Here is a 23,936-nt window from a genome sequence, read left to right on the forward strand (position 1 = left end):
TCGAATTCTGGGTCATCCGATACTCGGTCGTCCAATGTTCCCCCGAGTTGGCGGGTGTCTCCGATCACCTGCCAGGAGAAGGACCCTGCTGGAGTGAAAAACCGGGCTGAACTGGAAGTTGGCGCCCGGGGTTCGCCAGAATCCCCCCGACCACCAACCCTGGGTGACCACTCCGTCACGAGTCGGGTTCGGTGCGACAGGGGGTGGGATGTCGACGACACGGGCGGAAGGGTGGTCGCTCGTACGCGCCGCGCAGCGGGGCGACCCGACCGCCTTCGCCGAGCTGTACCGGACCCACGTGGACGTCGTGTTCCGGTACGCGCTGCTGAGGACCGGCGACCGGGAGCTGGCGGAGGACGTCACCAGCGAGACCTTCCTGCGGGCGCTGCGCAGGATCAGTTCACTCCGTGAACGCGGCCGGGACGTGGGCGCCTGGTTCGTGACGATCGCGCGCAACCTGGTCCTCGACCACGTGCGCTCCGGCCAGTACCGCATGGAGGTCCCGGTCGCCCGGCCGGAGGACGGGCCGCTGTCGGCATCGCTGCCGGTGCAGGCCGGCCCCGAGCAGAAGGTCCTCACCGAGGCGGTGCACTCCGAGCTGCTGCGCCACCTCGGCCGACTCGGCACCGACCAACGGGAGTGCGTGGTCCTCCGGTTCCTCGGCGGCCTGTCGGTGGCCGAGACCGCGGCCAGGATGGGCCGCAACGAGGGCGCGGTGAAGGCCCTGCAACAACGGGCCGTGCGCCGCTTGGCGCGGATGCTGCCGGAGGGCCTGCGGTGAGCGGTCCGGCCGCGGCGGCGCCGGGGGTTCCCGTCACCACCCGCGCCCGGCGCGCGCCGCGCCATCCGGGTCCTCGGCGCCGCTCCGGCACCGGCGCGGACCCGCGTTGAGGCTCGGGTCACGGCGAGTGATGATCTCGCGGCCTCGCCCGATCGTTACCCTGGATACCGAATCCCCTCCGGAACCGATCCGCTGGGAGCGACACCCACCGATCCAGGGAGGCGCCGCGGTGCCGTTGTGGCGGAAGCGCGAGACCGGCCAGGCACTGGAAGACCATGCGACCCGGGCGGGGCAGATCTCGGCGGAGGCGGCGGTGACCGCGCCAGCCGAGGTACCCGCCGTGGCGCCCGACCTCACGGCCGCGGCGTTCTTCGACGTCGACAACACCATGATGATGGGGGCGTCGATCTACCACTTCGCCCGAGGACTGGCGGCGCGGAAGTACTTCACCACCTCCGACATGGCGGGCTTCGCCTGGCAGCAGATCAAGTTCCGCATCGGTGGGCGGGAGAACCCCGAGGAGATCCAGTCCAGTCGGGAACAGGCCCTCTCCTTCGTCGCGGGGCGCTCGGTGGAGGAACTGGTCCGCCTGAGCGAGGAGATCTACGACGAGGTGATGGCGGACCGGATCTGGGAGGGCACCCGCGCGCTCGCGCAGAAGCACCTTGACTCCGGCCAGCGGGTGTGGCTGGTGACCGCGACACCACGCGAACTCGCCGACATCATCGCCCGTCGCCTCGGGCTCACCGGTGCGCTGGGGACGGTGGCCGAGAGCGAGGACGGCGTCTACACCGGGCGGCTCGTCGGGGACCTGCTGCACGGCAAGGCCAAGGCCCAGGCGGTGCGCGCGCTCGCGGTTCGCGAGGGCCTGCACCTGCGCCGGTGCACCGCCTACTCCGACTCGGTGAACGACATCCCGATGCTGTCGGCGGTGGGCACCGCCGTCGCGGTGAACCCGGACCCCCCGCTGCGGGAGGCCGCCAGGGCCAGGGGCTGGCAGATCAGGGACTTCCGCACCGGCAGGCGGGCCGCGAAGATCGGGGTGAACTCGATGCTCGGAGCGGGCGCTCTCGTGGGAGCGGTCGCCGCCGGCCTGCGCTACCACCGCCGCCCGAGGATCTGACGACCCGGCGGACGCCGCCGGGGCGCCCGAGCCGCGAGTGGCCCGTCCGCCTCAGCCGAGGAACACGCTCTGCCGCTGGGACAGCATCCGGTAGAGGGTCTGCTGGATCGTCTCGCGCACCTGGTCGGTGAGGTCGAAGACCAGCATCGGGTCCTCCGCCGCGTCGGGACCGTACTCCGCGGTGCTGATCGGCTCGCCGAACTCGATGTACCACTTCGACGGCAGCGGAACGGCACCCAGCGGTCCCAGCAGGGGGAAGAACGGTGTGATCGGGAAGTAGGGCAACCCGAGCAGCCGAGCGAGCGGTCGGATGTCCCCGATCTTCGGGTAGATCTCCTCGGCACCCACGATGGAACAGGGCACGATCGGCGTCCCCGTGCGCAACGCCGCGGAGACGAAACCACCCCGGCCGAACCGCTGGAGCTTGTAGCGGTCCCGGAAGGGCTTGCCCACCCCCTTGAACCCCTCCGGCCAGACACCGACCACCTCGCCACCCCGGAGCAGCCGCTCCGCGTCGGGACCGCAGGCGAGGGTGTGACCGGCCCTGCGCGCCGTCGCACCGAGCACGGGAAGGCGGAAGACCAGGTCGGCCCCGAGCAACCGCAGGTGCCGCCGCTCGGGGTGGTGGTCGTGGACGGCCACGGCCGTCATCAGCGCGTCCACCGGCAGCGTGCCCGCGTGGTTCGCGACGATGAGCGCCCCGCTGTCGCCCGGCACGTTGTGCAACCCCACCGCCTCGACCCGGAACCACCGCTCGTAGAGCAGGCGCAGCGCGGGCAGGAACACCGCGTCGTTGAGCTCCGCGTCGAACCCGAACTCGTCGACCTCGTACTCACCGGCGAGGCGGCGGCGGACGAACCGCGCCAGCCCCGCCAGCCGGTCCTCGAGGCGCGCGTCCACGGCGGGGTCTGGTTCCGGGGCCTCCCCGTCCCGCCCGCCGCCCGCCTGCGCGGGGCCGTCGCCGCTCCGCGCTGCCCGCACGGTGCCGGGCAGGTCCTCGGAGGCGGTCGTGTCCTCCGCCACGGGTTGGGCGCCGCCCCCGGACACCCGTCCCGGACGCAGCGGTATCACTCGTGCCTCGGCCACTCGTTCCTCCTCCGTGATCGTCCTGACGGCCGCGGCACCGCGACACGGGTCACCCCCCGGGCGCACGTCCTCGTCCTCCCGGGCCACGGGACGTGGACCTCGCCCGCGAGATCAGCGTCGTCCGGGCACGGTCGCGGACCGGATCCGATCCCACCCGCCGCCCAACCGGTCCGCGTCGACCAGCGGGCGCAGTCCCCTGCCCTGGACGAAGTCATCAAACACCTGAGCCGTCGACCACCGCGGCACGAAGCCGGCGTTCTCCCGCAGAGAGGTGGTGTCCATCACCTGTCCGAAGTCAGGCGTACCGGACTCCGGTGGCCACCCGAGCGGGACCACCCGGCGCAGCACGGCGCCGACGGGGCGCAACGCCGGCCTGGGCAGGACCACTGGCAGCCTGCCAGCCCTGCGCACCGCCTGGGTGAGCGTCAGCACGCCCTCACCCGCCACGTTGTACACGCCCGGCAGGTCGGTGAGGGTGGCGAGTCGGGTGACCGCGACGGCGTCCTCGGTGTGCACGAGTTGGAGGCGGGGATCGTGACCGAGGGGAACGGGTACCGCCGGCAGCGCGAAGTACCGGGACAGGACGGTGTCGGCCCGGGGGCCGAGGAAGTTGCTGAAACGGAGTGTGGTGGTGACGACGTCGGGCCGCCGTCGCGCGAAGCCCCGCAGGTAGCCCTCGATCTCGGCGGCGTCCTTGGCGTAGCCGCCGCTGGGCAGTTCGCGCGGTTCCGTCCGCTCGGTGAAGACCGCCGGATCCCGGGGGCTGCTGCCGTAGACGGCGCTCGTCGACTTCAGGACCACCCTGCGGACCAGCGGCGAGGTCTGGCAGGCGGCGAGGAGCTGCATCGTGCCGATGACGTTGAGTTCCTTGTTGAGCGCGCGACCGCCACCGACGGGTTCCGGGCTGACCGAGGTGTGCACGACCGTGTCCACCCGGGCGGCGGCGATCACCTTGGCGATCAGCCTGTTCCTGATGTCGGCGCGGATGAACTCCGCCCTGCCCAGCCTCCGCCGGACCTCGGGGGAGGGGGGAACGATGTCCACGCACAGCACGCGCTCGATGTCCGGGTCGGACGCCAGCCGCATCGCGAGCTGGGCTCCCAGGAACCCGTTCACACCGGTCACCAGGACGACGCGAGGTGTCATGGTCTGGCTCCCATCACGTGGTGTCGGGACCACGGCGGCACCCGGCCAGACGGACCGGGTCGCGGCCGACACCTCGCTGGATCGCCGACGAGACCGCTGGTGCCAGGCTACGAGACGTCACGAGGGCCGCGACAACCGACGGGTGACCGTTCCACTCGATCGGCGCAATCCGGCGGGCTGAGCCGGGTCACGGGCGGCCGATCGGTTCACCCGGACGCCCACCGCCCCGCGGGGAACGGACGAGCCGGGTGGACGGCGCCGGCCGGCCGGTCGCCCATGACGCGCGGAGCCGCCACCGCGACGCCGCTGGGCGTCGCGGTGGGCCACCTGCGGGGCGGACCGGCCGGCTCGGACTCACTTGCCGAGCTTGCGCCGCTGCACGCGGGTCCTGCGGAGCAGCTTGCGGTGCTTCTTCTTGGACATCCGCTTGCGACGCTTCTTGATGACCGAGCCCATACGGGTCCCTCGCAGTTCTCATCGTCTCTTGGTGCGTTCCTCGCACCACGCGAACCGCGAGTCGAGGACCGCGGGAACACGTCGGGTGCGAACGGCCTACCAGCGTACCCGGGTCGGTAGCCGGTCCTCGCAGCCCTGTCCGGGCGCCGGCGTCGGCCACCGGGGCGGGGCGGGGGCACGGGACGCGCCGGGCCGGGTTTCCGGCGCCGCGCGGGCGCCGAGACGGATCGCGCCCTCCCGCGCCGGTGGGCCGGGGGACGAGCACGGTTCCGGGAACGATCGGTGGACGCGTTCGGGAGCGACGCGGGCGGTGGTGGACGCGGCGCCTGGTGGAGTGACCCGGCTGCCGACCGGACGGCCGGCAGCCGGACGCTCGCTCATCCCACGTCGTAGTACGACTTCTGGAGATAGGCGTGCACGGTCTTCTCCGGGACGCGGAACGACCTGCCGACCCGCACCGCGGGCAGTTCACCCGAATGGACCAGTCGGTAGACCGTCATCTTGGACACTCGCATCATCGCCGCCACTTCGGCGACAGTCAGGAATCGAACCTGGCCGAATCCGTTGTCATGCTCCCTTTGCGTCAACATAGCCACCGTTTCCTTCGGCACCTGCCGCGCCGCCGGGCTTCCCCTCCCAGCGGTACCGACACGCACGTGCTGCTGTCGAGGGTAACGGTGCCCCTGGTGTTCCTGCGACGCACGAGCGAGGCGGCCGAGGGGCGCACGACCGGCGGGAGCCGCGCTGACCAGGCCGGACCCGGGTCAGCTCCCGGTTCCCTCGTGGGCTCTGCCCAGTTCCACCGACCGGTCCCTGGCCGCCTCGATCGCGTCGATCATCGCCGCCCGCACGCCGTGCTTCTCCAGTTCCCTGATCCCGGTGATCGTCGTGCCGGCCGGAGACGTGACGGCCTCCCGGAGGATGACGGGATGGCTCTCCGATCCACGGAGCATGGTGGCCGCGCCCACCGCCGACTGGATGATCAGCTCGGCCGCCGCCGCCCTGGGCAGTCCGAGCAGGATGCCCGCGTCGATCATCGCCTCGACGAGGTAGAAGAAGTAGGCCGGGCCGGAACCGGACAGCGCGGTCACGGCGTCCTGCTGTTCCTCGGGGACCCGCAGGACCCGGCCCACGCTCGCCAGCAGTTCCTCCACCAGCGAGAGGTCGTCCTCGGACGCGTGGCTACCGGCCGAGATGACGCTCATCGCCTCACCCACCAGCATCGGCGTGTTCGGCATCGCCCGCACCACCGGCGTGCCCGGCGGCAACCTGCTCTCGTAGAGGGCGGTGGGCAGGCCCGCGCAGAGCGAGACCACCAGCGGGAGGCCCCTGTCCGCCGGGCGTTCGGCCACCGAGCCGCTCAGGTCGTCGAGCAGCGGCTCGATGTCCTGCGGTTTCACCGCCACCACCAGGACGTCGGCATTCACGGCTGCCTCGGCGACCGCCACCGCGTCAACCCCGTGCCGCCCCGCCAGCTCCTTCGCCCGGCCCGGGTGGCGCTCGGTGAAGGAGAGCGTGTCGGGCTGGTGTCCGGCTCGGATCAGGCCGGAGAGCAACGCCTCGCCGATCTTGCCCGCACCGAGTACTGCGATAGAACTCATGGAGGGTGAGCCTGCCAGCTCGCGCTCCGCCGCCGCACGCACTCCAGCGGAGCCCGCCCGATCGGTGGGATTCCCGCCGGTGCGCGAAACCCGGTCGCCCGAACCGGCTCACCCCCGCTCGCGCGGGGCCTTCTCGGCCACGACAGCGATCAGGCCGACGGCGTCGGGCTCAACCCCCCGCTCGCGCGGGGCTTTCCCGCACCACACGGCCGGCGCCGCGACCGGGACGGCACCTGGTTCGTCATCGCCGCCGGACTCGCCCACCAGGCGGGCGCGGGCGTTCTCAGTACCAGTCCCCCGGCTGCCACTGAACGCAGTCCGGCCGGCGGCCCGTCCGGAAGTACTCCGCGACGGCCCGGCGCACCTGCTCGATCGGTAGCGACGCCAACGACGGGGAGAACAGCGGAACGGACTGGTCGAACTCGACGGGTTCACCGTCCGAACGGAACGGGCTCACCGTCACCGACACCGGCCGGCACTCGCTGTGGCTGGACCATGCCGAGCAACACGTGAGCTTCCTCAGGTCGTGACCGCCACCCCCTCCGCCGCCCTGCCGTGACCACAATTCAGCGGGGCGGCCTCGGCTGAGGACATCACCGTCCACGGCCCGGGTGTGGGGCAGCCACGCCCCCTGGGAACGTGCGATCGTTCGACGAACCCATCCACCTCGAGTCATCACGAGCGACACGCCGTCCACATGGGTGGTCTCCGCTACTGGACGTTGGGCTTGACGATGGGGAACAGGATCGTGTCGCGGATGCCCCTGCCCGTGAAGGCCATGAGCAGTCGGTCAACCCCGACCCCAACCCCGCCGGTGGGGGGCATGCCGTACTCCAGAGCTTCGAGGAAGTCCTCGTCGAGCTGCATGGCCTCGGCATCGCCACCGGCGGCGAGCAGGGATTGCTCGGTGAGGCGGCGTCGCTGTTCGAGCGGGTCGGTCAGCTCGGTGAACCCGGTACCAAGCTCCATACCCCAGCCGATGAGATCCCACTTCTCGGTGAGCAGCGGCTCGTCGGGGTGCTGCCGGGTCAACGGGGAGGTCTCGAGCGGGAAGTCCCGCACGAACGTCGGCTGCACGATCGTGGGCTCGACGAGCTCCTCGAACAGGTACTCGGTGAACTTGCCGTTGCCCCAGCGGACGTCCCGCCCCAGGCCGTGAGCATCGGCGAGCGTGGCCAGGGTCTCGACCGAGGTGTGCGGGGTGATCTCCTCACCAAGCGCGTCGGACACCGAGCCGTACAGCGTGATCGAAGGCCAGTCGCCGCCGATGTCGATTTCGGTGCCGTCGCGTTCGATCACGGTGCCCCCGAGGACGGCACGCGCGACCCCCTGAACGAGTTCCCGCGTGACCCGCGCGACCTCGTCGTAGTCGGCGTGCGCCTGGTAGAACTCCAGCATCGTGAACTCGGGGTTGTGGGTCGAGTCCGCGCCCTCGTTCCTGAAGTTGCGGTTGATCTCGAACACCTTGTCCATGCCTCCGACGACCAGGCGCTTGAGGTACAGCTCAGGTGCGATCCGCAGGTACAGGTCGAGGTCGTAGGCGTTGATGTGCGTGGTGAACGGCCGTGCCGTCGCGCCGCCGTGCACCTGCTGCAGCATCGGGGTCTCGACCTCGACGAAGCCCTGCTCGTGCAGGCCGTCACGCAGCGCCCGCACGGCCGCCGAGCGTCGTAGCGCCATCTCACGCGCTTCGGGATTGACGATCAGGTCGACGTAGCGACGACGAACTCGCGCCTCGGGGTCGGTGAGCCCCTTGTGCTTCTCCGGCAATGGGCGGAGCGCTTTCGCTGTCAACACCCACCGATCGGCCATGACCGACAGCTCGCCCCGGCGGGACGTGATGATCTCGCCCTCGATGCCCACGTGGTCGCCGAGGTCGACGTCGGACTTCCAGGCGGCGAGTGCCTCTTCGCCGAGCCGGTCGAGGGACAACATGATCTGGAGGTCACCCGTGGCATCGCGGATCGTGGCGAAGCACAGCTTGCCGCCGGTGCGGTAGAGCATGACGCGACCGGCGACGCCAACCTGCTCTCCGGTGGAATGGTCGGGTTCGAGATGACCGTGTTTCTCCCTAACGTCGCCGATCGAGATCGTCCGGGGCGAGCGCTGTATGAAGGGGTCGGCCCCAGCTGCCCGCAGCCGGTCGAGCTTCTCGCGGCGGACCCGGATCTGCTCAGGGAGAGTCGTCAGGTCCGCGAGGTCGTCGGCGGTGTCGCTCACGGCCGGCAGTGTATCCATCCTGCGAAAACACCTACTCCTCACCCAACGTGATCAAGCGGTGTCGGCCCCAGAACTCGCTTGAGCAGGCCGGAGCTGTACAAGCGGTTCAGGAACTCGGTCACGTCGGCCCCGTCGCCACACGGACCGGTCCGATCGGGGAGGTGGGGCCGGTCGTGGGAGGGGGACAGCGTCGGGGGCCGCTGTCCCCGGCCGGGCGCGCCGCGTCGGGGCGGGGAGCGCGTCCGGCCTGTCCTGGGCACACATCGCGAGCAACACCGCCACAGGGATCGAACGAGCGGGAACCCGACGAGCGGACGAGGCGGAGACCACCAATTTCGGGCCCGGGTCGCGGTGCTGCTCAGAACGGTCCACGTGGTATCCGACCAGGACCGCGACGACGACCACGAGGACAGCCGGTACAACGACGATCACACCGGCAAGAAGCGATCCACTCGTGCGCTAACCTCAATCCGTAAGCGCGACTTTTCATTCCGTCATAACCAGTCGCGATTCAGTCGACTAGTGCGAATCGACAGTCAGCGAATAACCCGTAAGCATGAAAGGAAGGCAGTATGGCGCGCTCGCCGGCAGTCCTGGCCTTGGGCCGCGCCCTGGCACAAGCCCGCACCGCGGCGGGCCTGAGCCAGCAGCAGGCAGCCCGACAGCTGGGAGTCAGCCAGTCGCTGATATCCCGATCTGAACGGGGTTCACGGACACCGGACGCCAGCGCGGTCGCCCTGATGATCGAGCTCTACGACCCGCCCGGTGCGCTCCGCGCCGAGTTGGGGGAACTGGTCGACACCGTCACCGTCCAGCAGTGGTCGCCGGTCGGATCGGACGAGATCGCCGAATCGTTGACCGATCTGGAGCGCTACGAACGCGACGCCAGTTCCATCACGGAGGTCCACCCGGTCCTCGTCCCCGGCCCGCTCCAGACGCGCGAGTACGCGGCGGCGCTGCTGGCGCACGGGGAGACGCCGGCGATCGACATGGACCAGGCACTCGCGATGAGGGAACGTCGGCGGGCTCACGTCCTCGGCGGCGACGTGCGTTACCTGGCGATCATCGACGAGCTGGCCCTTCGGAGGACCACACCGCCCGGCGGGGTCGACGTCCGTCGCGGCCAGCTGGCGGCCCTGCGCGAGTGGTCACGGCTGCCCGCCGTGTCGGTCCGCGTCATCCCCGCCGAGCGGGGCTTCTACCGGGGCCTGGTCGCCGGGTTCGAGATCATCGAGTTCGATGACGCGCCGGCGGTCGTGCACCTGGAGCACTACCGGTCATCCACCTGGCTGTACAGCGAACGGGACGTCGCACCCGTGGTCGCGACGAGAGACCACCTGCTCGGCGTGGCCCTGTCGGAGGAGGAGTCGCGGACGCGGCTGCGCGCACTGGAGGGCGAGCTGTGACACGGTGGCGCAAACCTCGACGATCCGTCTCGTCGTCCAACTGCGTCGAGATCGGTACGGGAGCGAGCGAGGTCGTCGGCATCCGCGACACCAAGAACCGGGACGGCGGAACACTCCTCGTGCACCGGGCCGCGTTCGCGGCATTGGTCGACGCCGTCAAGGCCGACCGACTGCACTGACAACCACCCCAGCCCCCGGCTCCGCGCGGAGCCGGGGGCTGTTCCGTGCCGCCCGGCCAGCGGGAGCCGGGCGGACCACACCACCGGCACCCCGTGCCGGGACCGGAACATCACTCCGGACACGCCCCTGCCCGCCGCCGAGGGGTGACCGGGTACCCGGTCGCGAGGCGCGGCTCACCCACTTGCGCAAGGCTTTCCGGGGGGTGCGGATGCGGCCGGCAGGTGCCGTCGGCTCACCCCCGCTTGCGCGGGGCTTTCTCATCCACCGCCTGGAGGAGTCCGCCGGCGACCGGCTCACCCCCGCTTGCGCGGGGCTTTCGCCCGCTACCTGGATGACGTCGTCATCGGCGGCGGCTCACCCCCGCTTGCGCGGGGCTTTCCGCGGTGCGCCGCCATGAGGGCGCGGTTGGGGCGGCTCACCCCCGCTTGCGCGGGGCTTTCGACCGGGGCGGTCCTGATCGCCGTTGTCACGTCGGCTCACCCCCGCTTGCGCGGGGCTTTCGGCGTCAGCGAGGAGCGCGGCTGCCCGCGTGGCGGCTCACCCCCGCTTGCGCGGGGCTTTCGCGGCGAACGGTAAGACCTGGATCGTGACGTTCGGCTCACCCCCGCTTGCGCGGGGCTTTCCCTTCGCGACCTGCACCAATGGAGGACCGTTACCGTTTCTTGACCTTGTGCGGTTCGGCGCCACCGTTGGCGCCGGGCGCCGGCCCGCGATGGCTGCCCCTTCCCGGCGCGGTCGGTCCCCGTTGGACTCGCGACCTCGCCCTCGACCGCCGCGACTCCCACCGCCGACCTCGTCACGCCGCCCACCGTACCGCCGCCACCACCGGCCACGTGCTCCAACGCCCGCCCCAGTGACCGACCGTCAGGGCACACCCACCGACGTCCCCGTCCACCACTCGCACCACCGCGCCGGCCCGCAGGCGGAGCACCACGCTCGAGTTCAGTGCCCAGGCCGAGGCACCACCGGCGGCCCGGCGTCCGCCCCGAACCTCACCACCGCCCGCAGCGCCACCCCCGCTCCGGCCAGCCGGCGGCGGTCCGACGGCGGCATCCAGGGGGGCACCTGGCACTCGAACGAGCGCACATCCCGTCGGTGCCACCTGGCCGCGCCGACCACGGCGCCGAGCAGCCGGGGACGTCGGGCGGCGAACACCGGTCGGCAGGCACCGGCGAGGAGGACGCGGGCGCAGCGCACGTACTGGAGGTCCACCTCGTGGGGGTCGAACACCGCGACCGACGCCGACTCGGGGTGGGACGCCGGGCTCAGCACGACCCGGGAACCGGCGCGCGAGTGCGCCACGCAGTCCTCGACGGTCCGGTGGAGGTTCGCGTGCAGCACCACCCCGAGGCCGCGCCACCGGTCGCGCAGCGAGCCGGCGACGGCCAGGACCTGGTCCACCGAGGAGTGGTCCTCGGTGTCCAGGGTGACGGTGCACCCGACGCGGTGGGCGAGCCCGCAGATCCGGTCGAGGTTCTCCTCCGCCAGGCCGACGTCCAGCGCGAGCCCGCAGCCCGAGGGCCGGAGCCCGACGTCGACGAACGGGGCCAGTCCGGAGAGGTCGATCTCGCCAAGCAGGTCCAGCAACTCCTGGGTGGCCCGGACCGCCGCGCCTCGGTCGGTGGCGCCCTCCACGAGGTGGTCGAGGCGGACTCGACCGAACCTGGCGACGAGGCGACGGGCCGCCAGCACCGCCCCGACCGCGTCCTTCCCCGCGTTCTGCCGGGTCACGACGGACCGGCCGCGCACGGCGTCGTTCCTCGCCGCGGCCAGCGCGGCGCTCGTCAGGAGAACCCGGGCCCTCGACGGCACGCTTCGATGGAAACACCGTCAGCTGCCTCGCGCGAGACTCCGCCCGGGTGGACCTCCCCGCGACCACGGGCGAGGCGAGTGCGAGCACCACCGCCCCGAGGCCGGCTCACTCCGCCCCGGGCCCGGTCACTCCGGACCGAGGTGCTTCCTGGCGAACAGCAGTGCCTCGGTGAGCTCCGCCGCCCGTTCCCCCGGTGCTCGGGCCTTCCGGGTGTTCACCTCGAGCACCACGGACCCGTCGAAGCCGGACGGCCGGAGGCTGCGGAGCAGTTCGGCGCAGGGCTGGTTCCCCCGCCCCGGGAGCAGGTGCTCGTCGCGGGGCGCACCCGTGCCATCCCCGAGGTGCACGTGACGCAGGCCGCTTCCCATCCGGGCTGCCAGCAGCATGGCATCGGCGTGGGCGACGGCCGCGTGGGACAGGTCGAGGGTGTAGCTGCGGTAGCCGGCCTCGGTGGGGTCCGGCGAGGGGTGGAAGGCGGACACCCTCGGGGGCCAGGAGTCCCGCAGCTGACTTCCGATCAGCTGTTCGCCCTTGAGGTAGGCGCCCATGAGCTGCGAGTTCATCAGCCGGGACGACAAGGGGCCAGAGCCAGGTGGCCGGGTGCCGAGCTGCCGGTTGCCCAACGGCCGCACCGGGAACATGTTCTCCACGGCGACGGTGATGCCGGTGTCGTCCTCCAGTTCGGCGACGAGGTCGGCGAACATGTCCGCGTAGCGCCGCTGCCAGCGGAACGGGGGGTGCACCACGACCGTCGCGGCGTCCAGCGTCTGGGCCGCGCGCACCGCTTGGCGGAGTCGCTCGACCGGGTCGGAGGACCACACCCGCTGCGTGATCAACAGGCACGGGGCGTGCACGGCCAGCACGGGAACTCGGTACTGGCCAGCCAGCCGCCGGACGGCCTCCGGGTCCTGGCTGACCGGGTCGGCCCACACCATCACCTCGACCCCGTCGTAACCGAGCTCGGCGGCGAGCCGGAAGGCTCCCTCAGCCGGCTCCGGCCAGACGGAGGCGGTGGACAGGCCCACGGGAATCCTGACGCCATCTCCCACCGGGATCACGTTCCCAACAGGAGCAGGGCGGCCGGCGACACCGTCACGATGAGTCCGACGAGCACGGTGAACAGGGTGGTCTGGAGGTCGTCGCTGCGACGGATCTTCCGCACGAGGAAGACCATGCCGGTGATGACGAGGAGCGCCACCACCAGGGCGACGGCGGGGATGTTCAGCCAGAGCCACTGGAAGACGAGCCACAGCCCGGCTCCTCCCACCACTCCGACCACCAGCTGCCCGATCATGAGCAGCCACTCCTTGACGGGGGACACCGGCTTCTCCGCCGGTTCCTCGACGCCCTCCTCGGCCGAGTCGTCCTCGTCGTAGTCCTCGTCGTAGTCGTCTGACCCGTAGTCATCGGGCTCGTAGTCGCCGGACCCGTAGTCATCGGCCCCGTAGTCGCCGGGCTCGTAGTCGTGGTCGTCCGCGTCGTCGCGCCGGTCCGCCGGGCGCTCCCCCGCGTCCGGGTCGACGTCCACCCCGGGTGCCACCGGCGCCTGCTGCCGCGTCTCGGCGGGCCCCGCCGAGGGGTCCGGACCGTCCTCCCGGTAGGCGGCGACCTCACCGGTCTCGAACCAGCCGGTCCCCACGACGGTGCGTTCCGCGTCGGAGCCGGCGTCTAAGGTGCCGGCGGGGTCGTCGAGGATGGAGCCGCCGAAGTTGTCGCCGGCGACCCGGGGGAACTGCTCCGTGTGCGGGTCGTCGGGGGGTGCGTCCAGCCGCCCCCCGACGTCGGACGCCACGGCCGGTGCCTCCCCGGTGAGTGGCGGGTACTGGGCGGTCATGTCGGGGTCGACGGGGTAGAGCACGGTCTGGTCGGCTGGGAGCTGACCGGCAGCGGGGAACGCCGGGCGGGCACCGGCCTCGGGTTGCCGACCTGGCCCATCGACCTGGCCACGCTGCCCCCGGTCCACCGGGTAGTCGCCCCGCGGGTAGTCGCTCGCGGTCGGGTAGTCGTCCTCCGGGTAGTCACCCTGCGGGTAGTCGTTTCGCGGGTAGTCCGGCTCGGCCGGGTGGTGCGGTGGCTCGGGGTGCGGTGGGGGCGTCGGTCGGTCCTGGCCGACGGGAGCCGGCCTGGGCGGCGGCTGGTACTGCTGTCCCTCGGGTCCGGGGGCCTCGTCGGTTTCCTCGACCCGGCGGAGGTTCCCGCTCTCGGACAGGACCCGGTCGATGATGGCCTGCGGAGCGGTGTCGGTGGGGTCCTCGGCTCTGCGGCGACGGCGGCGGCCGCCGCCCCCCTTGCCGCCGTAGGCGGCCAGCAGCTCCGCGACGCTGCGCTGGCCCTCGCTCTCCGACCGGTTATCCCGACTCATCGCTTCCACCGTGCCCAGTAAGGCGTCGTTCGTCCAGTGACTGGTTCCGTCACTCGCTCGGTTCGCCGGGGCGCTGGAACAGTCACAGCAGCTCGTTCTCTCCTGTTTGAACCATCTATCCGACAGAGCAGGTGCGATGCCCTCGCTCCATACTGGCAGCAAACAGGCAGGGGCCGGACGAGTGACCGAGCACGGGTCGTGGCCCGCGTCACCCCTCGCCGCTCTCCGGAGAGGGGCCGGCAGCCGAGTCCTCCCGGACCAGCGGTGGTTCTCCGCACTCCCGCCGGGCCCCCGCCCTCGGCGTTCGTGAACGGTGCCCCGGCACCGGCGTCGGCCGTGGCCGCTGGCACCCCGGCGACCGGCTCCCTCGGGAGCCACGACGACGTCGGGTCGTGACAGGGCCGCGTCCCCACCTGCCGCGAGCGCTCGACGGTGGTCGAACCCCGCGGGACGTGACACGCTACGTTACCTCGTTCCGGGGCACCACGTCCCGCTGGCCGCGTCGGCGAGGGGTCAGGCCTCGAACTTGTAGCCGAGCCCGCGCACGGTCACCAGGTGCCTCGGGTTCCCCGGGTCGGGCTCGATCTTGGACCGCAGGCGTTTGACGTGCACGTCCAGCGTCTTGGTGTCCCCGACGTAGTCCGCCCCCCAGACCCGGTCGATGAGCTGGGCGCGGGTGAGGACCCGACCGGAGTTCCGCAACAGGTACTCCAGCAGGTCGAACTCCTTCAACGGCAGCGTGACGTCGCCACCACCCACCGTCACCACGTGACGTTCGACATCCATCCGCACCGGCCCGGCGGCCAACACCTGGGGCGCGGTCTCCTCGGACTCACCGCCTCGGCGGAGGACGGCCCGGATCCGCGCGATCAGCTCCCGGGCGGAATACGGCTTGGTGACGTAGTCGTCGGCCCCGAGTTCGAGTCCCACGACCTTGTCGATCTCACTGTCCCTCGCCGTCACCATGATGACCGGCACCGATGATCTGGCGCGCAGCTGCCGGCAGACGTCCGTCCCGCTCATCCCGGGCAGCATCAGGTCGAGCAGCACGATGTCGGCGCCGTTGCGGTCGAACTCGGCCAGCGCCTGTTGACCGTCGGTGGCCACCGCAGGAGTGAAGCCCTCCCGGCGCAGCATGAACGCCAACGGATCGGCGAAGGACTCCTCGTCCTCGACGATGAGCACCCTCGTCATGGCTTTCCTCCCGGATTCCTGGGTTGCGAGGAGATCGTGGTGCCCGGTCCACCGGCGGACGCGGCGGCGAGTGGCCGCTCCGTTCCCGCACGCGGTTCCTCCGCGTCGAGGGCCGGCAGGCTGAGCGTGAAGGTGGACCCGGTGCCCGGCAGGCTCCAGAGGCGCACCGAGCCGCCGTGGTTGTTGGCGACGTGCTTGACGATGGCCAGCCCGAGGCCCGTCCCGCCGGTGGCCCTCGACCTGGCCGGGTCGACCCGGAAGAACCGTTCGAAGACCCGTTCCTGGTGTTCGGGGGCGATGCCCAGCCCCCGGTCGGTGACCGCGACCTCCACCATCCCGTCCCGGAGGCGGCGGGACACCGACACGGCGCTGCCCTCCGGGGAGTAGGCGATCGCGTTGGTCAGCAGGTTGGACAGCGCGGTGGTGAGCAGCACTCGGTCGCCCGCGCACACCAGCCCGCTCCTCGGGTCGGTGGTCACGGTGATGCCCGCCGCCTCGGCCGTCAGCCGGCACCGACCGAGCGCCTCGTCGACGACCGCGTCGACTGACACCGGGTCGGGGTCGGGAAGCGGCTCCGCGCCCTGGAGACGGGAGAGCACGATGAGTTCGCTGGTCAGCGCCCCGAGCCTGGTGGCCTCGTGGCGGATCTTCTCGCTAAAGCGACGGACCTCGTCCGGCTCGTCGGCCGCGTCCAGCATCGCCTCGGCGAGCAGGGCCAGCGCGCCGACGGGGGTCTTCAGCTCGTGGCTCACGTTGGCGACGAAGTCACGGCGGGTGGCCTCCAGCCGCACGGCCTCGGACTCGTCCGCCGCGTCGACGACCGTGAACCCCTCCCCGAGGGGACGCACCTCGGCGGCGACCGCCTCGGGCCGGCGCTTGCGGACGGCCCCGGTCGGCGGGAGGTCGACCGCGACGACCCGGTTCTCCGCCAGTGCCAGGTCGGCCGCCTGGCCGGCTCTGGGGTCGATGACGTTGGCGGTGACGACCCCCAGCTCCACGGCCCGCTGGTTGTGGAAGAGGACATCGCCGAAGCGGTTCAGGACGGCCACCCCGCTGTGCGAGGAGTTCACCAGCCTGCGGAGGAGCTCCGCGACGGTGACGCCGCCGTGTCCTCGGCGTGGCCGGCGCTCCGAGAGCCGTCCGGCGACAAAACCGAGGAGCCCGCCGACGAGCACGAGGCTGATCGACAGGGCGAGGTAACCCATCCCGGTCACGTTCCGAATCGTAAGCACGAAACCACCCGGTTAGCCCAGCCCTGCCGCCCAGGACGTGACAGTAACTACACCCTGGGCGGCGGGGTTGCGCATCCTGTCACCCGGTGTTCACCCGCTGGTCAACGCCCCTGGTTGGCGACAGCGTCGATCGCCTCGGCCGCCGCGTCGGGGTCGAGGTAGGTCCCGCCGGGGACGACCGGCATGAGCTGCTCGTCCAGGTCGTAGCGCAGGGGGATCCCGGTGGGGATGTTCAGCTTGGCGATGACCTCGTCGGACACGCCGTCGAGGTGTTTGACGAGGGCGCGCAGCGAGTTCCCGTGGGCCGCGACCAGCACCGTCCGGCCGGCGCGCAGGTCGGGGACGATGCTGCTCTCCCAGTAGGGGAGCAGCCTGGCCACGACGTCCTTGAGGCACTCCGTGCGGGGCAGCTCGTCCCCGAGCTCGGCGTACCTCGGGTCGCCGTCCTGCCCGTACTCGGCTCCCGGCTCGATCTCGGGAGGCGGGGTGTCGTAGGAACGGCGCCAGAGCATGAACCGCTCCTCGCCGTAGGCCTCCAACGTCTGCTTCTTGTTCTTCCCCTGGAGGGCGCCGTAGTGGCGCTCGTTGAGCCGCCAGTCGCGGCGCACCGGGATCCAGTGCCGGTCCGCCACGTCGAGCGCGATGTTGGCGGTGGAGATCGCCCTGCGCAGGAGGGAGGTGTGGAGCACGTCGGGGAGCAGGCCAGCCTCGGCCAGCAGTTCGCCGCCGCGCCGGGCCTCCGCCTGCCCCTTCTCCGACAGGGGGACGTCGACCCATCCCGTGAACAGGTTCTCCGCGTTCCACGTGCTCTCTCCGTGGCGGAGGAGCACCAGGGTGCCTACTGCCTTGGTCATGCGCCCAGCCTGCCAGGTCCGGTCGGGGGACGGCGGACGACGTCGTCTCCTGGCCGCGCTCCCACCGCTCCGGTCCGGTCCACCCCGGTGGGGCCGCGCGGGTTGCCGGAGCGGCAAGGCGGTGGCGTTGGGGTGACGGCGCTCGCGGGGCACCGGCCCACACCCACGCCCACCAACACTTACAGTCACCGGAAGGAAGAAACGCTCACTGACCTGGCCCAGCGGTGTGAGATGGGGCGACCCGGGCGGTTACGTTACGAGGCTTTGACTCCGCGACGTTACGATCACGTCGCAGATACACTCGAATGGAGTAGCGCGATGGGCTTGTGCCCAGGTCGTCGATTCTGCCAAGTTGGCAACACTCTCTTCGATCGGCTCCCACGCACTCCCCGATCTTGAGAGGGTGCACCGTGGTCTGCCTCCCCCGTCAGGCCGCGGCCCGTCCGGGTTCCCGGGTGCCCCCCGCCAGGGGAACCCGCAGTGGCGGGACCTCACGGCGGGGCGGCTTGAGTTCGTGACTCCCCCTCTCTCCCAAGCCGCCCCGCCCTGCCACTCCCCCGGCCGGCGCACCTGGCGGTCGCGCCGGCGCGTCGAGGGCGTCAGCGTTGGTCCCGGGCGAGGTGCTCGAAGGCGGCGAGGTTGGCCAGGGATTCACCACGAGACCTCCGCCAGGCCCACTCCCGGCGGATCGCCCCGGCGAAGCCCAGCTCCAGGAGCTTGTTGAAGTCGCCGTCAGCCGCCTCCAGCACCTGGCCCAGCACCCGGTCCAGCTCGTCCTCGGTCACGGCGTGCGCCCCCAACCTCCCCACCAGGTGGATGTCACCGTCCTCGTCGACCGTGTAGTGCACCCCGTACAGCCTGGCGTTGCGCCGGAGCAGGAAGTGGTGGACCCCGGCCTGGTTCTCGTCGGGGCGGCGGCACACGAACGCCTCGACGAGCAGCCCGTGGCGCCCGACCACGAGCCAGCAACTCGTCCGTTGCTTCCGTTCCCCCGGCAGCCGCACGAGGAAGCGACCCGGGGAGGCGTGGTCGAAGTCCAGGTCGCGGTCGCGCAGCGTGCGCTCCACCGTCCGCACCGCCTCCTCGGGAGAGCTCCCGTCCGCGTCCGAGCTCACGCCTCGCCCCCTCGCCGTCCGTGCCGGTTCCTGCCCCCACCAGCGTCGCGCACGCCCCGGCCGAAGGCCAGGGCAGCCTGCCGGTAGGCGCGCAGCAGCCCGTCGGTGGTGCGGTCCCAGGAGAAGTCGTTGGCGTGCCGCACCGCGTTCTCCGGCCGAACCCCGGCCGCCCGGGAACGCACCGACTCCGGGACCGCGTCCGGTGAGCCGGTCGCGGGTAGCGCCACGGCGCGCAGGGCCGCCGCCCAGTCCTCCGGTGCGTGGCTGGGCACCAGCAGTCCCGTGGACCCGTCCACCACGGCGACCGACAGGCCGCCCACGTCCGCGGCGACCACCGGCGTCCCGCAGGCCTGGGCCTCCAGCGCCACCAGGCCGAACGACTCGTTGTGGCTGGGGACGGCCACGACGTCGGAGGCGCGGTAGACGTCCGCGAGCTCGGCACCGGACCGGGGCGGCAGGAAGGTCACCACGTCGGTGATCCCCAGCTCCCCCGCGAGCTTCTGGAGGGCCTCCGGTTCCTGGAGCCCGGAGCCGGAGGGACCGCCGACGACGAGCACGGCCAGCCGGCCCCGCAGGCGTGGCTCCTCGGCGAGCAGGCGCGCCGCCGCCCTCAGGAGGACGTCCGGCGCCTTCAGCGGCTGGATCCGCCCGACGAAGGTCAGGACGACCGGGTCCGGCGGGAGCACCACGCCGGCCGCTCTGAGGGTCCGTCGCGCCTCCGACCGCTCCCCGGGGGTGAAGCAGTCGAGGTCGACCCCGGGCTCGACGGTCACCACGGCGGCGGGGTCGGCACCGTAGAGCCGCACCAGCTGCTCGGCCTCCACGCTCGTGTTCGCCACCAGGCGGTCCGCCTCGTCGACGACCTGCTGCTCCCCGATCACCCGGACCCGGGGCTCGGCGGGTTCCCCCTCGGCGAGCGCGGCGTTCTTCACCCGCGCGAGGGTGTGCGCCGTGTGGACCAGCGGCGCCCCCATCCGCTCCCGGGCGAGCCACCCCACCTGGCCCGACAGCCAGTAGTGGGAGTGGACCAGGTCGTAGTAGCCGGGCTCGTGCCTGGCCTCGACCCGCAGCACCCCGGCGGCGAACGCGCACAGCTGGGCGGGGAGGTCGTTCTTGCCCAGGCCCTCGAAGGGCCCGGCGATGATGTTGCGGACCAGCAGCCCCGGCTCCACCCGCACCAGCGGTGGGTGCTCGGAGGACGTGGCCCGGGTGAAGACCTCCACCTCGACCCCGCGCCGGGCGAGACGACGGGCCGTCTGGAGCACGTAGACGTTCATCCCGCCCGCGTCCCCGGTGCCCGGTTGTTCCAACGGCGACGTGTGCAGCGACAACAGCGCCACCCGGCGGGGGGAACCACTGCCGGCGGAAGTCGCCGATCGCCCCCCGCCGCCAGTTACCACTCGTAACGAGTCACTCACGAGGAGACCCTCCTCGATCGGAGGATCCGCTGCTACCAGCGAGTCGAACCTGCGCGGTTGTCGCGCACACGAACCCACGCTTAGCCACGTGTAGTCAACCTTTCCGGGCCTGCCCGCGCCCCGATGCTCGCTGCCTGTCATGGGAATGCAACACAAACGAGGCGGTAGAGCTTCCAGCCCCTCGCGGGGCCGTGATCAGTCGCTCACCTGGGTGAGGACGACCGGTGTCTACCCTGGCCACGCCGTCGGGGCAACGCCAGCGCACGCCCGGTCGGCGCGCGTTGACGGCGAGGAAGCACCGAGGGGGGTCGCGCCGTGGTCCGACTCCTGCTGATCGTCGTGTGCTGCCTGGGCCTCCTCGTGTCGGCCGAACCCGTGGTGCCCCCGACCCCGCTGTCCCCGGGAACGGCCGAGCCGGTACCCACCACCGGGGTGACCACCTGGGCCGCACCGCAGATGCCGGCCCAACCGAACCAGCGGGAGGAACTGGGCTTCGCCAACGTGACCTTGCGCACGATGGTCCGGATCAGCGCCGGTGGATCCGGGGTCCGGGTCCGCCTGGACAACACCTACGGCGACCGTCCGCTGCGGATCGGGGCGGCCTCGGTCGCCCTGGCCGACGGATTCGACGGGTCCTCGCTCCCGGGGACGGTCCGGCCGCTGCTGCTCGACGGGCGGTCGGACTTCACCGTCCCGCCCGGCCACCACCGCTACACCGACCCCGCCGGCCTGGACGTGCCCGACCGCGCTCGGCTCCACGTCAGCCTCTTCCTGCCCGGTCCGACCGGTCCGCTGGGCAACCACCCGATCAGCGGGGAACCCACCCTGCTCGCCAGGGGAGACCACACCGAGAACCCCACCTCGGACAGGTTCCGCCCGGTGGAGCACCGGGCGGTGGTGGACGCGGTCCTGGTGTTGGGCTCCGAGGCCAGCGGCACGGTGGTGGCCGTCGGCGGTTCGCTGACCGACGGCCTCGGAGTCGACTTCCCCGAATCCGGTCGCTGGCCCGACGTCCTCGCGGACCGCCTGCTCTCCCTACCACCGGGACGTCGGCTGGCGGTCGCGAACTCCGGCCTGTCCGGCAACCGCATCCTCCTCGGATCGGTCGGCGGCGGCCCGCGCCTCCTCGACCGCTACGACACCGACGTGTTGTCGCTGCCCGGCGCGGCGGCCGTCATCCTCGCCGTGGGCACCAACGACATCCAGCAGACACCGCACGAGACGGACGCGCGGACGCTCTTCGCCGCCATCGACGACCTCGCCCGGCGGAGCCGGGACGCGGGCCTGCGGGTCGTCGTGGCCACCATCCCCCCCTTCGGGAGCTGGGAGACCTGGAAGCCCGAACTGGAGACCACGAGGACCCGGGTGAACGCCCTCATCCGGACCCACGCCGACGAGTACGACGCCGTCTTCGACCTCGACACGTTGCTCCGGGACCCGGACGACCCGGATCTCGTCCGGCCGGATCTCGACCTCGGGGACGGCCTGCACCTGAACCAGCGCGGGTACACCCTCGTCGGCGAGTCGGTGCCGGTGGAGGCGCTCCTCCCCCGCTGAACCCCCGGCCAGGACGTGGTCGCCGACCGTTCCGGCACCGTGGCGACCCGTGTTGATCTCGGGGTTGTCTATTCTTCTCCGCAGAAACTCGCCGAGCCGGTCGCGTGGCGCCCGAGGCGAATCCGGAGCCGTTCTGCTGTCCGGTCTCCCAGATCCCCGGCGTCCACGTCGTCCGTGAGTCGGCGAGCAGTCAGCGGCATGAGGACGGAGATGATGGTGCGCCGACGGTGGTTCGCGGCGGTCACGGGCATGAGCCTGTTGGTGGCCGGATGCGCGATGGTCCCGGAGACGACGCTGGAACGGGCACTACCCGCCGGTGCGGAGCTCGCGGAAGAGCGGGAGATCACGACCTTCACCGCCTCACCCAAGGCAGCCCAGGAAAGGGAACGGGAGTTCGAGGGGTTCACCGACAACACCGTCCGCACCCGGATGCGCGTCAGCTCCGGTGGTTCGGCGGTCCGTGTGCGGCTCGACAACACCTTCAGCCCCGACGAGCTGCACGTCGGCCGGGTGACCATCGCGCTGGCCACCGACCGCGAGGGCGGCATCAACCCGTCCAGCCTGACCGAGCTCCGGGTGGAGCGGGAAACCTCCTTCACCCTCGCGCCGGGGGAGAGCGTGTACACCGACCTGGCTCGGATGGAGGTCCCCGACGGGGCGGACGTCGCGGTGTCCTTCTACTTCCCGGGGCCCACCGGCCGGGTCACCACCCACTCGTTCGCCGGGGAGCACAGCCGCATCGCGACCGGTGACCACACCGAGAACGTCAACGGCCGCCCCTTCCAGGTCGAGGAGAAGACGATGAGCACCCGGCCGCTCGTCGGCGCCATCACGGTGGTGCCCGAGACGGCCACGGGAACCCTGGTGACCATCGGCGGGTCGATGACCGACGGTGTCGGCGTCGACTTCTCGAAGGGCTCGGACCGCTGGTCCGACGTGCTGTCCCGCCGGATCGTGGACGAGTACGGGCCGCGCCGGCTCTCGGTGGCCAACGCGGGCATGTCGGGCAACAGGATGCTGACCTCCTCGGGTTACGGAGGCCAGCGGGTGCTGGAACGGTACGACCGCGACGTGCTCGACCTCCCCGGGGCCGACGCCGTCCTCTTCGCCGCGGGCATCAACGACATGCAACACCCCCCGCAGACCACCGACCTCGACCTGCTGATGGCGACCTTCGAGGAGTTCGCCGACCGCACGCACGAGCGCGGGATGCTCTTCTACATGGCGACGATCACGCCGTTCGAGGGCTGGTTCAGTTGGGAACCGCACCTGGAGGAGAACCGGCAGGAGATCAACCGGCGCATCCGCGCCTCCGACAAGTTCGACGGGGTCGTCGACTTCGACGCCGCCGTCCGCGACCCCGACCACCCGAGCCGGATCCTCCCGGAGTGGGATGTCCACGACGGCATCCACCCGAACAGCGCCGGCGCCGTCGAACTGGCGAACGCCGTCGACCTCGACATGATCCTCGGCGACCTCAACCTGCTGGACTGAGAACAGCGGCCCCGGCCTCGCGAGGGCCGGGGCTCCCCGCTCGCCCGCCGCTGACAGACCAACGGCGGGTCAGGCACGATCGGCGTCATGACCCACGACCAGCAGCCCCAGCACCACACCCCACCGACCACGTCCCCGGCCGCCGGAAAGCCGGTCGCGGTCGTGACGGGAGCCAGCGCCGGCATCGGCGAGGCCACCGCGCGCGGCCTGGCGGAAGCCGGGTTCCACGTCGTCCTGGGCGCCCGCCGCCTCGACCGGTGCGCCGAGCTGGCCGCCGAGATCGGCGGCTCCGCCCACCGGCTCGACGTCACCGACGCCGAATCCGTCGACGCCTTCCTCGCCGAGGTCCCGACGTGCCGGGTGCTGGTGAACAACGCCGGCGGGGCACGCGGGCTGGAGCGCGTCGCCGAGTCGGACGAGGACAACTGGCGGTGGATGTGGGAGACGAACGTCCTCGGCACCCTCCGGATGACCAGGTCGCTCCTGCCCAGGCTGATCGACTCCGGTGACGGGCACGTGGTGACCGTCACCTCGATCGCGGCCCTGGAGGCCTACGACAACGGCTCCGGCTACACCTCCGCGAAACACGCGCAGGCCGTGCTGCACCGGACGCTGCGCGGGGAACACCTGGGAGATCCGGTGAGGTTCACCGAGATCTGCCCGGGCATGGTGGAGACGGAGTTCTCCCTGGTGAGGTTCGAGGGTGACGCCGCTCGGGCCGACGCCGTCTACCAGGGCCTCACACCGCTCACCGCGCAGGACGTGGCGGAGGCCATCGTCTTCGCCGTCACCAGGCCGTCGCACGTCAACATCGACCAGATCGTGCTGAAACCCCGGGACCAGCACTCCGCCACCCGAGCCCACCGGCGGTCCTGAACCGACCAGGCGGGGTCGCGAA

At 71.7% G+C, this 23,936-nt stretch carries 22 protein-coding genes and 1 CRISPR repeat array; of the genes, 7 read left to right on the forward strand and 15 right to left on the reverse strand.

Translation table 11 applies throughout. The annotated features are described in order from the left end of the window. The first annotated feature begins 208 nt into the window (after positions 1-208). Positions 209-781, forward strand: coding sequence for a sigma-70 family RNA polymerase sigma factor (locus ACOJVX_RS23870; RefSeq protein WP_026419598.1), 573 nt, complete (start codon positions 209-211; stop codon positions 779-781). Between the two features lie 130 nt (positions 782-911). Further along, positions 912-1,904 (forward strand): HAD family hydrolase, encoded by a 993-nt coding sequence (locus tag ACOJVX_RS23875; RefSeq protein ID WP_372492988.1) that lies wholly within the window; start codon positions 912-914, stop codon positions 1,902-1,904. Positions 1,905-1,955: 51 nt separating this feature from the next. Here the strand turns inward: ACOJVX_RS23875 and ACOJVX_RS23880 are convergent, their stop codons facing one another. The 7 genes from ACOJVX_RS23880 to lysX form a co-directional block, all read right to left on the reverse strand. Continuing rightward, the gene (locus tag ACOJVX_RS23880) at positions 1,956-2,990 is read right to left on the reverse strand and encodes a 1-acyl-sn-glycerol-3-phosphate acyltransferase (RefSeq protein WP_026419600.1); all 1,035 of its coding nucleotides are present in this window, start codon (positions 2,988-2,990) and stop codon (positions 1,956-1,958) included. Positions 2,991-3,101: 111 nt separating this feature from the next. Further along, positions 3,102-4,136 (reverse strand): NAD-dependent epimerase/dehydratase family protein, encoded by a 1,035-nt coding sequence (locus tag ACOJVX_RS23885; RefSeq protein ID WP_026419601.1) that lies wholly within the window; start codon positions 4,134-4,136, stop codon positions 3,102-3,104. A gap of 354 nt (positions 4,137-4,490) precedes the next feature. Next, on the reverse strand, positions 4,491-4,592 hold the full coding sequence (locus ACOJVX_RS23890) for a 30S ribosomal protein bS22 (RefSeq protein ID WP_003402602.1): 102 nt from the start codon (positions 4,590-4,592) through the stop codon (positions 4,491-4,493). 377 nt (positions 4,593-4,969) lie between these two features. Then, the gene (locus ACOJVX_RS23895) at positions 4,970-5,182 is read right to left on the reverse strand and encodes a helix-turn-helix domain-containing protein (protein WP_016698403.1); all 213 of its coding nucleotides are present in this window, start codon (positions 5,180-5,182) and stop codon (positions 4,970-4,972) included. A gap of 174 nt (positions 5,183-5,356) precedes the next feature. Further along, positions 5,357-6,193, reverse strand: coding sequence for a pyrroline-5-carboxylate reductase (gene proC, locus ACOJVX_RS23900; protein ID WP_418153272.1), 837 nt, complete (start codon positions 6,191-6,193; stop codon positions 5,357-5,359). 283 nt (positions 6,194-6,476) lie between these two features. After that, positions 6,477-6,662 (reverse strand): Imm1 family immunity protein, encoded by a 186-nt coding sequence (locus tag ACOJVX_RS23905; RefSeq protein ID WP_418153271.1) that lies wholly within the window; start codon positions 6,660-6,662, stop codon positions 6,477-6,479. A 242-nt stretch (positions 6,663-6,904) separates the two neighbouring features. Then, positions 6,905-8,413, reverse strand: coding sequence for a bifunctional lysylphosphatidylglycerol synthetase/lysine--tRNA ligase LysX (gene lysX / locus ACOJVX_RS23910; RefSeq protein ID WP_418153270.1), 1,509 nt, complete (start codon positions 8,411-8,413; stop codon positions 6,905-6,907). A gap of 572 nt (positions 8,414-8,985) precedes the next feature. Here lysX and ACOJVX_RS23915 point away from each other — a divergent pair. Both ACOJVX_RS23915 and ACOJVX_RS23920 read left to right on the forward strand, forming a co-directional pair. After that, a complete protein-coding gene (locus ACOJVX_RS23915; protein WP_418153269.1) occupies positions 8,986-9,819 on the forward strand; it encodes a helix-turn-helix domain-containing protein in 834 nt (277 codons plus the stop codon). Continuing rightward, a complete protein-coding gene (locus ACOJVX_RS23920; protein WP_103055963.1) occupies positions 9,816-9,998 on the forward strand; it encodes a DUF397 domain-containing protein in 183 nt (60 codons plus the stop codon). Before ACOJVX_RS23915 ends, ACOJVX_RS23920 begins: the two co-directional genes overlap by 4 nt. A 229-nt stretch (positions 9,999-10,227) precedes the next feature. After that, positions 10,228-10,622: direct repeats of the CRISPR family, unit length 29 nt; unit sequence CGGCTCACCCCCGCTTGCGCGGGGCTTTC. 319 nt (positions 10,623-10,941) lie between these two features. On the opposite strand, the gene ACOJVX_RS23925 is transcribed toward ACOJVX_RS23920, so the two are convergent. The 8 genes from ACOJVX_RS23925 to mshA form a co-directional block, all read right to left on the reverse strand. After that, positions 10,942-11,811: a proline dehydrogenase gene (locus ACOJVX_RS23925; protein ID WP_418153268.1), complete on the reverse strand. Its 870-nt coding sequence runs from the start codon at positions 11,809-11,811 to the stop codon at positions 10,942-10,944. Positions 11,812-11,937: 126 nt separating this feature from the next. Then, complete coding sequence (locus ACOJVX_RS23930; protein ID WP_081893400.1) at positions 11,938-12,831, reverse strand: sugar phosphate isomerase/epimerase family protein; 894 nt, start codon at positions 12,829-12,831, stop codon at positions 11,938-11,940. A 35-nt stretch (positions 12,832-12,866) separates the two neighbouring features. After that, positions 12,867-14,174, reverse strand: a complete 1,308-nt coding sequence (locus ACOJVX_RS23935) for a hypothetical protein (protein WP_418153267.1) — start codon at positions 14,172-14,174, stop codon at positions 12,867-12,869. Between the two features lie 513 nt (positions 14,175-14,687). After that, positions 14,688-15,368 carry a response regulator transcription factor gene (locus ACOJVX_RS23940; protein ID WP_026419605.1) on the reverse strand — a complete coding sequence of 227 codons (681 nt, stop codon included), beginning with the start codon at positions 15,366-15,368 and terminating at the stop codon, positions 14,688-14,690. Further along, positions 15,365-16,573 (reverse strand): sensor histidine kinase, encoded by a 1,209-nt coding sequence (locus tag ACOJVX_RS23945; protein ID WP_081715555.1) that lies wholly within the window; start codon positions 16,571-16,573, stop codon positions 15,365-15,367. Before ACOJVX_RS23945 ends, ACOJVX_RS23940 begins: the two co-directional genes overlap by 4 nt. Before the next feature lie 128 nt (positions 16,574-16,701). Beyond that, positions 16,702-17,454, reverse strand: a complete 753-nt coding sequence (locus ACOJVX_RS23950) for a phosphoglyceromutase (RefSeq protein ID WP_026419606.1) — start codon at positions 17,452-17,454, stop codon at positions 16,702-16,704. A 599-nt stretch (positions 17,455-18,053) separates the two neighbouring features. Next, the gene (locus ACOJVX_RS23955) at positions 18,054-18,569 is read right to left on the reverse strand and encodes a YbjN domain-containing protein (protein WP_030104538.1); all 516 of its coding nucleotides are present in this window, start codon (positions 18,567-18,569) and stop codon (positions 18,054-18,056) included. Continuing rightward, positions 18,566-19,900, reverse strand: a complete 1,335-nt coding sequence (mshA, locus tag ACOJVX_RS23960; protein WP_422647102.1) for a D-inositol-3-phosphate glycosyltransferase — start codon at positions 19,898-19,900, stop codon at positions 18,566-18,568. The genes ACOJVX_RS23955 and mshA overlap by 4 nt, the downstream gene beginning before the upstream one ends. Positions 19,901-20,302: 402 nt before the next feature. Here mshA and ACOJVX_RS23965 point away from each other — a divergent pair, with 402 nt between their 5' ends. The 3 genes from ACOJVX_RS23965 to ACOJVX_RS23975 all read left to right on the forward strand — a co-directional run bounded on the left by ACOJVX_RS23965 (position 20,303) and on the right by ACOJVX_RS23975 (position 23,914). Beyond that, on the forward strand, positions 20,303-21,544 hold the full coding sequence (locus ACOJVX_RS23965; protein ID WP_418154966.1) for a GDSL-type esterase/lipase family protein: 1,242 nt from the start codon (positions 20,303-20,305) through the stop codon (positions 21,542-21,544). A gap of 198 nt (positions 21,545-21,742) precedes the next feature. Beyond that, positions 21,743-23,038, forward strand: a complete 1,296-nt coding sequence (locus tag ACOJVX_RS23970) for a GDSL-type esterase/lipase family protein (protein WP_418154967.1) — start codon at positions 21,743-21,745, stop codon at positions 23,036-23,038. A gap of 87 nt (positions 23,039-23,125) precedes the next feature. Continuing rightward, positions 23,126-23,914 (forward strand): SDR family NAD(P)-dependent oxidoreductase, encoded by a 789-nt coding sequence (locus ACOJVX_RS23975; RefSeq protein WP_051314148.1) that lies wholly within the window; start codon positions 23,126-23,128, stop codon positions 23,912-23,914. The last annotated feature ends 22 nt before the right edge of the window (positions 23,915-23,936 follow it).

Source organism: Actinoalloteichus caeruleus (assembly GCF_049311605.1).
Lineage (GTDB): Bacteria > Actinomycetota > Actinomycetes > Mycobacteriales > Pseudonocardiaceae > Actinoalloteichus_B > Actinoalloteichus_B caeruleus.